Source organism: Nostoc sp., from assembly GCF_036916575.1.
GTDB lineage: Bacteria > Cyanobacteriota > Cyanobacteriia > Cyanobacteriales > Nostocaceae > Nostoc.
Genome location: NZ_JBALGC010000079.1, coordinates 44,481 through 55,530 on the forward strand (window position 1 = coordinate 44,481; position 11,050 = coordinate 55,530).

Here is an 11,050-nt window from a genome sequence, read left to right on the forward strand (position 1 = left end):
AGTTGCAAGTTAGTGTCAGTACTCTAGTTCCTAGCCGTTTTCTCCTACAAGAATTTTTTCTGCTCCTAACTCAAAACTAACGGGTAAATCGTTATAATTCTGGTGAACCAAATATAGCCAAGTATCAGTTGAGTTTTAGGGAAACCAGCCATATTAGAGTACAACTTGCCAAGGTACTTGCCCTCAGCCGAGGAACTACCAGACTCTGATGAAACGCCTGTGGATAATGAACTGCAAGAATTGATACCAGGCTTGCTGAAGGCGATTCTGCTGGTACTTTGGTCAGAACGCATGGACTGGCTCTTTGCCATAGATATGGGTATTTATTATCACCCCGATAAACCGCCCATTGTGCCAGATGGATTTTTGAGCTTAGGGGTAGAGCGGTTTTATGATGAGGAACTGCGTCCCAGTTAGGTGCTGTGGGATGAAAATGTTATACCGATTTTCGTCCTAGAAGTAGTTTCCCAAAATTATCGCAAGGAATACACTACTAAATTGGATGAATATGCAGCTTTGGGTGTACTTTATTACGTGATTTATTCCTCTCGTCGCCGCCGCAAACCGCATCTAGAAGTACATAAGTTGGTTAATGGTAAGTATGAATTGCAAGCAGAAAACCCCGTTTGGCTACCAGAGATTGGCTTAGGAATTGGTTGCGAAAGGGGAAATTATAGCGGTGTAACGCGGGAATGGATGTATTGGTATGATGAGCAAGGACAACGGTATCTCACGCCCGCAGAACAAATAAAACAAGAAGTACAACGCGCTCAACAACAGACACAACGCGCTCAACAAGAAATACAACGCGCTGAAGTTGCAGAACTACGGGTGCAACAATTAACAGAACAATTAAGAGCGCTGGGAATAGATCCAAATAATCTGGGTTAACTGAAATATTTTGTAATATTTTCAACAAGACTGAAAAATCAAGGTTTTCAAATTTATATATTTGCTATAAATCCGGGTTTGTTACTGGAAGCTGTCAGTAAAAAAAACTATTGCTTTTTAGGAATAACGTTCCTGATTCCACTTTTAGAACCAACAGTATCACCTTTGTAACGAGGGATAATATGAATACTAGCGTGCATAATATTTTGATCGGCGGCTCTGTTAATATTCATTCCTACGTTAAAACCATCAGGTTCAAATTCTGCTTTGAGAATTTCTTGTACTTTGTTCACCATAAACCAGCAAGCAGATTGCTCTTTCAATGGTAATTCAAAATAACTGCTAACATGACGTTTGGGAATAACCAAAACATGTCCTTTACTTATTGGATAGCCATCAAAAATAGCATAAGCAGTTGCTGATTCAGTTAAGATTTTTAGAGTTTTATGGGGATTACAGAATATACAATAATTAGATGAATTTCGCTGATGATTATAATGAGCATACTCATATAATTCCCGATGTTCATCTAAACAAACTGAAGGAAAGGGAAGTTTGACAAGACACTGATAGGTAGGTTTCTTATGGACATAATGTTCTCGAAACCCTTCTCTTTTGATATCCCTTCTTACAGCATAATAAGCTTTACCCCCTGGCTTTAATAAATGTGATACTTCCATAAGAACATTAGTTTGTTCTTCAAGAAATAAAACATTTAAAACATAAAAGCAAATTATTGTATCGAATTTAGTATCAGGATATTCTGGAAAATAATAAGGGTCATAGCCTGTAATATCACAACCTTTTTGGCGCAATATTTTAACATCATTACCAAAGCCACAACCAAAGTCTAGTATTTTGCCTTGGAGAAGGTTTTGATTTAATAAAAACTGTGCAGGAAATGATAGATAACTTCTTTCGATCGCAGTAAGATGGCTGAACTGATTTTTTTGCTGTTTCATGGAATTTTGGTGCTGATGTCCCAAAATTATTATTCCCAGCATTTGTTTAGGTTATGCAATGTCTACGACGGGCTAGGTCTACGCATCAGGGTCAATACCTAGCTCACGTAACTTAGCTGCTAATATATCAGCACGTTGGCGTTCTTGTTCTGCACGTTGGCTTTCCTGTTGAGCACGTTGGCGTTCTTGTTGAGCACGTTGGCGTTCTTGTTGGGCTTGTTCGCTGCTCCACAACAGCAAATTTCCTTCTGTATCCCACCAACGCAGCCAATTCATAGTTTGACATAATCTTTCACCTTGCCAAATTCCGAGAAATAACTCTAACTCAGGAATCCAGTAACGTCCATTGGCGTCTGCTTGCTGCAAAGTATATTGTCCATTTTGCAAGCAGCGTAGTTCTATGCTTGGTTCGTAAGGGTCATAGGTTACGTAAGTTGGAACTTGGAGAATCTTTTCGTAATAATAGAGTTTACCGTAGGGTGGAGTTGAACGGACTGATAGTTCTCCACCTTCTGTATCTGAGAGAAATTCCATCACTACAGCCACAGCAGCGCCTTCTAAATTTGGGGTATAGCTGCGACGAACTACATTTGCGGCTACAGGTTGCACTTGAGGAACGTAAAACCAGTCTGGTGCTTTAACGACTATTTTTTTGTTAACTGTGGCTACAAGTCCAAAATTAGAGCCAATCAGCATCTGGGGTTGGATGCGTCCTGTGCTTCCCAAAGCATCGGTAAGCGCAGCAGCGATCGCAGGTTGTTGAATATTTTCCACTGGATCGTCAGGTAAAATGAAGTCGGCTGGGAGTGCTTCCCAAGTAACAATTGGTTCTTTTTGGATAGGGTTAACTTGTAGAACCATAGAATTACTCCTAATATCAATGCACAGTTATTAGTTATTTTAAACAAATGTTTAGCTAGCGTTGCTCTTAAGCTTAGAGATAAAGAGAATGCTCGTGTTAACTATAGTTTTGTGCGATCGCAGCATATAAATCCAGATAATCTTAAGTTTTGGATAAGTAGACTCGCACTCCCTAAAAACCCAGAAATCTAGAAATATTCCTTAGACAGGTGTATATAATACTCGTAGTCAAGCACTTAACAGGCGTGAGTATGATATTTGAATGGTTCACTCTCTGGATAGGTCAAAAAACGGTTGGATTTCTGGTCAAAACTATTATCAGCGAAGAATTTGTCAAGGATTTAGTCAAGGACTACGCTAAAGATTTTTTCAAAAATATCTTTAATAATGCTGTAACCGCGCCTTTTAAGCTTAATAATGCTGTAACCGCGCCTTTTAAGCGAGAACCCCTGGAGAAAGCTGTTGTCATGGCTGTAACAGAATTTTTGGAACTCATGCAGCAGGATTTAGATGATAGTGAACTTGCTGAAGATGAAATTAAAAAGTATGAGCAGCCGCTAAATAAATTTTTGAAGCATCCAGAAGTCAAAGGAATTTTGGGAACTGCTTTTAAAGATGACTCTCAAGCTATAGACACCAAAGCATTAGAAACAATTTGGTATCAACTTAATGCCTCATACCCGTTACCGGATGATTTTAACTGGAAACGGATTGCTAGGAAATATCTGCAAAAGGTTAAAGAGATTATTATAGGAGTCCCTGAACTGCGGGAGATTCTGGATTCTCGAAATTTAGACAAAATCCAGAACAACACAACAGAGATAGTCGGCATTATTCCTGATTTTGATTTGGAAAGATACCAAGAAGCTATTAAGGAAACCTATAGCAATCTTAATTTAGACAGTTTAGATACGAGTACCTATGATTATCGAGATAAACTCAAAGTCTGGGATATATTCATAGCACAAAATGTCCGGGAAATTCACCAAGTTATTCCCTGAATTCACGAACTGCCGAAAGAACATCTGCGAAGATTGCGAGAAACTAACGAACTGGAAGCAGAAGTTGAGTTAGAAGAATTAGAACGCTACAAACGAGTTTATTTAGAACAACCGAAACGTTCTGTAATGGATATTGTCAATGAGCAGCAGACTAATAAATATATCGTGATTCTGGGCGACCCTGGTTCTGGGAAATCTACTTTATTAAAATACTTGGCATTAAATTGGGCTAGGAGTCCTCTGAATAATTCTTTATCTCTACCGATTCCTGTGCTGATTGAGTTACGCACTTATATGCGGCGGCGGGAGGATAAAGAGTGTGATAATTTTCTCGAATTTTTTCATAAATGTAGTGGTGTGATTTCTCACCTCAATCAACATCAACTGCACCAACAGCTAAAGAGTGGTAAGGCTTTGGTGATGTTCGATGGTTTGGATGAGGTATTTGATCCTGCTCAACGAGAAGATGTAATTACTGATATTCATCGCTTCACTAATGAATATCGTGATGTGCAGGTTATTGTCACTTCTCGCGTGATTGGCTACAAACCGCAACGTTTGCGAGATGCTGAGTTTCACCACTTTATATTGCAAGATTTAGAACCAGAACAAATTCAGGATTTTATTTACCGCTGGCATGAGTTAACTTTTATCGATACTGCGGATAAAGTTAGAAAACGGGAACGGCTAAAAATAGGGATTGAGACTTCACAATCTATTGCAGAACTAGCAGGAAATCCTCTGTTGTTGACGATGATGGCGATTCTGAATCGGAATCAGGAATTGCCAAGAGATAGAGCGACACTTTATGAACAAGCATCGCGGGTACTGCTGCATCAATGGGATGTGGAACGTGCTTTGCAAGAAGACAAGAGGTTAGATCCTAAAATTATTGATTATAAAGATAAGCAAGCGATGTTGCGTCAGGTTGCCTATCGTATGCAAACCGGGGATAAAGGTTTGGCTGGTAATTTGATTAGTGTAGGTAATTTAGAGAAGATTTTGACTGACTATTTCAAAAGTCTAGAAATCACTCAAGCTAGAGAAGTTGCGCGGGTGATGATTAATCAACTGCGGACTCGCAACTTTATTTTATGTTTCTTGGGTGCAGATTACTATGCTTTTGTGCATCGGACTTTTTTAGAATATTTCTGTGCTTGGGAGTTTGTCTGGCAGTTTGAGAAGGAACGCAGTATTACAATTGAGTTTCTCAAAACTGAAGTTTTTGGCAAACACTGGCAAGATGAAACTTGGCATGAGGTGTTGCGGCTAATTGCGGGAATGATTGATGTTAAGTTTGTTGGTGAAATTCTTGATTACTTAATGGTGCAAGATGGGGAAGCGGAAAAATTTATCAACCTGTTTTTAGCGGCTAACTGTCTTGCAGAAGTGAGAAATCGCTCGGTAATTGCGTCAGTGGCTAATAAATTGCTTGACAGGCTTAAAAACTTAACTAAATATGACCTCTGGTACTATTACAATCCCTATATGTATCATGAAAAAAAGTTATCCGAGGAAATTCGCACTCAAGCTCTTGCAATAATCGCTGCAATTTGGAAAGATAACAGCAAAACCTTATACTGGCTCAAAGACTGTGCCACTAATGATAATCTAGGGAGAGTGCAAGGTGCAACCATCGAAGCATTAGCCAGTAATTTCAAAGATGACCCGGATACCCGCTTATTTCTCAAAGACCGCGCCACTGGTGATAATGATAGCTATGTGAGACATGGAGCCATCAAAGCATTAGCTAGCAATTTCAAAGATGACTCCGACACCCGCTCGATTCTCAAAGACCGCGCCACTGGTGATAATGATAGCTATGTGAGACATGGAGCCATCGAAGCATTAGCTAGCAATTTCCCAAATGACCCGGATACCTGCTCGATTCTCAAAGACCGCGCCACTGCTGATAATGAAAGGGAGGTGCGAGGTGCAGCCATCGAAGCATTAGCTAGCAATTTCAAAGATGACCCGGATACCTGCTCGATTCTCAAAGACCGCGCCACTGCTGATAATGAATGGTATGTGCGACGTGCAGCCATCGAAGCATTAGCCAGCAATTTCAAAGAAGACCCGGACACCCGCTCGTTTCTCAAAGACCGCGCCACTGCTGATAATTCTGGGAATGTGCGAGGTGCAGCCATCGAAGCATTCGCCAGCAATTTCAAAGATCACCCGGACACCCGCTCGTTTCTCAAAGACCGCGCCACTGCTGATAATCATCAGGATGGGCGAGGTGCAGCCATCCGAGCATTAGCCAGCAATTTCAAAGATCACCCGGACACCCGCTCGTTTCTCAAAAACCGCGCTACTGCTGATAATCATCAGTATGGGCGACTTGCAGCCATCCGAGCATTAGCCAGCAATTTCAAAGAAGACCCGGACACCCGCTCGTTTCTCAAAGACCGTGCCACTGCTGATAATCATGAGTTTGGGCGACTTGCAGCCATCCAAGCATTAGCCAGCAATTTCAAAGAAGACCCGGACACCCGCTCGTTTCTCAAAGACCGTGCCACTGCTGATAATCATGAGGATGGGCGAGGTGCAGCCATCGAAGCATTAGCCAGATATTTCAAAGAAGACCTGGACACCCGCTTGTTTCTCAAAGACCGTGCCACTGCTGATAATCATCAGTATGTACGACATGTAGCCATCAATGCATTAGCTAAACACTTCAGATATCAACCTGAGTTATTTGAAATTTACTACAACTGTGCTGTAAATGACTCCTTTGAGGGTAGCCATGATCCTTGGTCGCAACCCAACCCTCGACGGGTTGCACTTGAGATAATTATCAAGCAATTTCCTCAGCATCCCCAGACTTTACCACTGTTGCGCGACAGAGCAGAGAATGACCCAGATGAGCAAGTGCGAAACTTTGCTCAACAGAAGTTGATTATGTTTCAGAAGAATGAAATATACAATCGTTATTCAGTGGTCTGATGAAGATGAGTGTTTTGTTGTAAGTCTTCCTGAATGGGGAGAGTTATTCAGACTCACGGAGATACTTACGAAAAAGCTTTCAAAAATGCTCAAGAAGTTTTAGAAATGCTGATTAAATCATCTTTGGCAGACGCTCAACCTCTACCAGAGCCAAAAACGCTAGAAAAGTCGTTAACATAATTCGTAATTCGTAATTCGTAATTCGTAATTAGATGAATTCAATTTTTTGGATCAGCGATGAAATTATCTGCAACTCAGCTAGGCATAGTCATGATGTTTGTAGAAATATTAGGTTAAATCATTAAACGAAAGTGTAGGTATTTGATTATAAACTTCTGCATTTTCTTCAAGAGCTTGACGTCTATCGTATTGCGTTTGTAAATTCAACCAAAACTGAGCGCTGTTACCAAAATAGCGAGATAAACGCAAAGCTGTATCTGCTGTGATAGTAAGTTTTCCAGATAAAATTTCACTAATTCTTGTCTGAGCTACACCTATATCTTTGCTTAATCGATAAGGGGTAATATTTAGTGGCTCTAAAAATTCTAGTTTTAGGATTTCTCCAGGGTGGATATTTGGCAGACGGTTCTTATTCATGATTATTTACAGGCAAATTGCCTTGGTCAAAACCGCGACGACAGCAGGCTTTCAAAATTGCTCAAGAACTTTTAGATATATTGAATGAATCATCTTGAGCAGATACACATGGTGAACTGTTACCCAAGCCGAAAACACTAGAACAGTCGTAAAAATTAGCAAAACTCCAAAAAAGCGCTCCTTTGACATCTACCCAAATAATCCTAAGTTATAGTTTGTTGGTTTAACCAACAGCATCATTTGTTTGATAATCTTCTTAGAAGATGTGCCGCAGCTATGCCCGTCGTAGAAATCGCATTTACTTTGGGAATCATATACTTAGCAAATCTTGCTACTAACTCTCTAGTATCCCCAGGTAATTATACGATGGCCGATCGCAATATTACAGGCACTCTTTCGCCAGAAGATATCCAAGAAATTAAAGCAGCGCTACAAATAATCCAACAAAAGATACCCTTTCTCATTGCTTTAACCGCACAAGAACGCCGCAAGTTATTCAAAATGGGCGATAAAAGCCTAACTTTTGTTACCAATAGCGTCAACGCTGCTCAGTCTAACCGTGAAATTCTCCCACCCAGCTTTGACATTGAGCAATTTATCCAAGATTATCAACTAGCTACCACACTCAGCGAACTTTTAATCTCAATCCGGCAACTCACCGAACAAGTAGATGATACCCTATTGGCAGTCGGTAGCGAAGCGATGCTCGGCAGTTTGACAGTTTATGATTACGTTAAGACAGCAGCGAAAAAGACTCCAGGCTTAAAAACTGTAGCAGAACTGTTGAGCGATCGCTTTAAAGCTATTAGTACAGGCAGAGCTGCAAAAACTTCCGGCTCTTGATAAATTAATACTCGTGAATGAGTCTTTTAGCCCCATTCATCCACCTTTGATACTCATTAATGAGTCTTTTAGCTCCATTCATCCACCTTTGATACTCATTAATGAGTCTTTTAGCTCCATTCATCTACCTTTGATACTCATTAATGAGTCTTTTAGCCCCATTCATCCACCTTTAATACTCATTAATGAGTCTTTTAGCTCCGTTCATCCACCTTTAATACTCATTAATGAGTCTTTTAGCTGCATTCATCTACCTTTGATACTCATTAATGAGTCTTTGAAGATTACCAACAAATAAATTAGCCAATCTTGTGAGGTGGACATCTTGTCTGCCTTTGGTTAAGGGCGGGCTAGACTAGACGCCCACCCCAAATTGTTATCCCATCACCTCAGCAGTCTTCTTTTTATCCAACTTGAGAATTAACACACCCAAAGGTGGCAAACACAAATCCAGCGAATAGGGACGATTGTGCAAAGACCACTCATCCGTCCACTTACCACCTAAGTTGCCCATATTGCTGCCGCCATACTTACGCGCATCACTATTGAACAACTCGGTATAAAATCCCTTTTGCGGTACACCGATGCGGTAGTGAGAATGGGGTTGCGGTGTAAAATTGCAAACCACGATCACAAAATCATCAGAATCCTTGTCGCGACGCATGAAGGCAACTACACTATGGCGGTTATCACTACAGTCAATCCACTCAAACCCCGGTTCAGCAAAATCCTGAGTGTACAAAACTGGTTCAGAACGGTAAAGATAATTCAAATCATGGAAAAACGTTTTTAACTGTTGGTGCGCCTCATGCTGCAATAAATGCCACTCCAAATCTGTCCAATCATTCCACTCACTCCACTGTCCAAACTCCATGCTCATAAACATGGTTTTCTTGCCTGGGTGAGCAAACATATAGGTAAATAAACAACGCACATTAGCTAACTTCTGCCATGTATCCCCCGGCATTTTACCGATGATATTGCTCTTGCCATGCACCACTTCATCGTGAGACAGCGCCAGCATGAAGTTCTCGCTGTGGTTGTACCACATACTAAAGGTGACATTGTTTTGGTGGAACTGACGGAACCAAGGGTCCATGTGGAAGTAATCCAGCATATCGTGCATCCACCCCATATCCCACTTCAAGTTAAAGCCAAGTCCGCCTGTGTAGGTGGGCCAAGATACCATTGGCCAGGAAGTGGATTCTTCAGCAATTGAGAGAATGCCGGGGAAATAGCTGAAGATGGTGTGATTTACCTGACGTAGAAAATCTGCTGCTTCTAGGTTTTCTCTACCGCCATACTGATTGGGCAGCCATTCTCCTGGTTCGCGGCAATAGTCGTTATAGAGCATCGAGGCAACAGCATCGACACGAATCCCGTCAATGTGGTACTTGTCGAACCAGAAGAGAGCGTTTGCTGCTAAGAAATTATTGACTTCATGGCGACCGTAGTTGAACACCAAAGTACCCCATCCTTTGTGTTCGCCTTTGCGGGGGTCAGCGTGTTCGTATAGGTGGCTACCATCAAAGAAAGCTAAACCATGTCCATCTTTGGGGAAGTGACCAGGAACCCAATCCACAATTACCCCTATATCATTTTGGTGACATTTGTCAATAAAATACATGAAATCTTCCGCGCTACCAAAACGGGAGGTAGGGGCATAGTACCCAGTTACTTGATAACCCCAAGAACCATCAAAGGGATGCTCCGCAATGGGTAGCAATTCTAGATGGGTATATCCTAATTCTTTGACATAAGGAATGAGTCGGTCAGCAAATTCCCGGTAGGTAAGGAAGCGTGCGCCCGGCTTTAGTCCAGAAACGACAACTACAGGTTCAGTTTCACCATTTGGCAGTTTAGCTGGTTCTGCACTCGAAGCGTGTAACCAAGAGCCTAAATGCACTTCGTAGACTGAGACAGGCTCTTTAAGGGGGTCAGTGTGACGCCGCTTTTCCATCCAATCTTCATCACTCCAAGCGTAAGCATCTAAATCAGTGACAATCGATGCTGTCTTCGGGCGGACTTCTTGCTGGAAACCGTAGGGATCGGATTTTTCGTAAATGTGTCCTTCAAAGTTTTTGATTTCGTATTTGTAATGCTCTCCCACGCCGATTTCAGGAATAAATAATTCCCAAATTCCGGTGGGGCCTTTACGCATCTGGTGTTTACGCCCATCCCAGAAGTTGAAATCTCCCAGCAATGAAACATTACGGGCGTTAGGTGCCCAAACAGCAAAATAAACGCCCTTAACGCCGCCTATTTCCGTGGGGTGCGCTCCCAGTTTCTCGTAAATCCGGTGATGGTTACCTTCACTAAACAAATGCAAATCAAAGTCTGTCAAGCGGGGAGAACGGAAAGCATAAGGGTCATAAATGACACGCTCATGTTCCCCTTCTTTAATCCGTAACTGGTAGTTTGCTAGTTCTGCGATTTCAATCGTGCATTCAAAAAAGTGGGGATGATGCACTGTTTGCATGGGGTATTCCTTGCGTTGTTCAGGAAGAACTACCCATACTGCACTTGCATTTGGTAGGTAGGCCCGCACAGCCCAGACAGTTTTGCCATCTTGTTCTATAGGATGAGAACCTAGTATTTCAAACGGATCGTTATGCTGATTCCAAACAATGCGGTTAACCTGTTCAGAGGCGATCGTGGTCATGGACATGAAGCTACCTAGTGAAATAACGTGATTGACTAAATCTACTTTTTTAACATCTATATATATTTATATATTCTTTACATTTATTTGCAATTTTATTGCCACCGTTATCGTACCTCAGAATAAGTCATCAATCTTTTTGGGGCATTGGGCATGGAGGAGCCACTGCGTTGGAGGGGTTTGGCGGCCATTGGTGTCAACTTAACGTGAAAGCTAGATTTGGCGAACTTTCCAGGTTTGACCCTCACCCCCAACCCCTCTCCCAAAATTGGGAGAGGGGGGCAAAT

The 11,050-nt window shown here is 41.6% G+C and carries 8 protein-coding genes and 2 pseudogenes; 5 read left to right on the forward strand and 5 right to left on the reverse strand.

Translation table 11 applies throughout. The features are described 5' to 3' along the window. Positions 1 to 150 precede the first annotated feature (150 nt). Positions 151 to 891 (forward strand): annotated as a pseudogene (locus tag V7L29_RS16575) (Uma2 family endonuclease). A gap of 107 nt (positions 892 to 998) precedes the next feature. Here the strand turns inward: V7L29_RS16575 and V7L29_RS16580 are convergent. Beyond that, entirely contained in the window at positions 999 to 1,853 is an 855-nt protein-coding gene (locus V7L29_RS16580) for an HIT family protein (RefSeq protein WP_334736173.1), read from the reverse strand. Between the two features lie 78 nt (positions 1,854 to 1,931). Beyond that, positions 1,932 to 2,714, reverse strand: a complete 783-nt coding sequence (locus tag V7L29_RS16585) for a Uma2 family endonuclease (protein WP_334736174.1) — start codon at positions 2,712 to 2,714, stop codon at positions 1,932 to 1,934. Positions 2,715 to 2,965: 251 nt separating this feature from the next. On the opposite strand from V7L29_RS16585, the gene V7L29_RS16590 reads away from it, so the two are divergent. The 3 genes and pseudogenes from V7L29_RS16590 (at position 2,966) to V7L29_RS16600 (ending at position 6,841) form a co-directional block, all read left to right on the forward strand. After that, positions 2,966 to 3,715 (forward strand): hypothetical protein, encoded by a 750-nt coding sequence (locus tag V7L29_RS16590; RefSeq protein WP_334736175.1) that lies wholly within the window; start codon positions 2,966 to 2,968, stop codon positions 3,713 to 3,715. Between the two features lie 33 nt (positions 3,716 to 3,748). Then, positions 3,749 to 6,661: a HEAT repeat domain-containing protein gene (locus V7L29_RS16595; RefSeq protein WP_334736176.1), complete on the forward strand. Its 2,913-nt coding sequence runs from the start codon at positions 3,749 to 3,751 to the stop codon at positions 6,659 to 6,661. Next, positions 6,630 to 6,841 (forward strand): annotated as a pseudogene (locus V7L29_RS16600) (type II toxin-antitoxin system HicB family antitoxin). Before V7L29_RS16595 ends, V7L29_RS16600 begins: the two are co-directional and overlap by 32 nt. Before the next feature lie 108 nt (positions 6,842 to 6,949). On the opposite strand, the gene V7L29_RS16605 reads toward V7L29_RS16600, so the two are convergent. Further along, complete coding sequence (locus V7L29_RS16605) at positions 6,950 to 7,258, reverse strand: HigA family addiction module antitoxin (RefSeq protein ID WP_334736177.1); 309 nt, start codon at positions 7,256 to 7,258, stop codon at positions 6,950 to 6,952. A gap of 366 nt (positions 7,259 to 7,624) precedes the next feature. Between V7L29_RS16605 and V7L29_RS16610 the strand changes: the two genes are divergently transcribed. Beyond that, complete coding sequence (locus V7L29_RS16610; RefSeq protein WP_334736179.1) at positions 7,625 to 8,101, forward strand: hypothetical protein; 477 nt, start codon at positions 7,625 to 7,627, stop codon at positions 8,099 to 8,101. Between the two features lie 376 nt (positions 8,102 to 8,477). Here the strand turns inward: V7L29_RS16610 and glgB are convergent, their stop codons facing one another. Further along, the gene (glgB, locus tag V7L29_RS16615; protein ID WP_334690721.1) at positions 8,478 to 10,769 is read right to left on the reverse strand and encodes a 1,4-alpha-glucan branching enzyme; all 2,292 of its coding nucleotides are present in this window, start codon (positions 10,767 to 10,769) and stop codon (positions 8,478 to 8,480) included. 101 nt (positions 10,770 to 10,870) lie between these two features. After that, positions 10,871 to 11,050 (reverse strand): hypothetical protein (locus tag V7L29_RS16620; RefSeq protein ID WP_334736178.1); only part of this gene is annotated, 180 nt, incomplete at its 5' end.

What these genes read in the sequence shown, in the direction of transcription:
- V7L29_RS16585 (WP_334736174.1), bottom strand. Translation starts at nt 2,714, where the DNA reads ATGGTTCTACAAGTTAACCCTATCCAAAAAGAACCAATTGTTACTTGG.
- V7L29_RS16605 (WP_334736177.1), bottom strand. Translation starts at nt 7,258, where the DNA reads ATGAATAAGAACCGTCTGCCAAATATCCACCCTGGAGAAATCCTAAAA.
- glgB (WP_334690721.1), bottom strand. Translation starts at nt 10,769, where the DNA reads ATGTCCATGACCACGATCGCCTCTGAACAGGTTAACCGCATTGTTTGG.
- V7L29_RS16590 (WP_334736175.1), top strand. Translation starts at nt 2,966, where the DNA reads ATGATATTTGAATGGTTCACTCTCTGGATAGGTCAAAAAACGGTTGGA.
- V7L29_RS16610 (WP_334736179.1), top strand. Translation starts at nt 7,625, where the DNA reads ATGGCCGATCGCAATATTACAGGCACTCTTTCGCCAGAAGATATCCAA.
- V7L29_RS16580 (WP_334736173.1), bottom strand. Translation starts at nt 1,853, where the DNA reads ATGAAACAGCAAAAAAATCAGTTCAGCCATCTTACTGCGATCGAAAGA.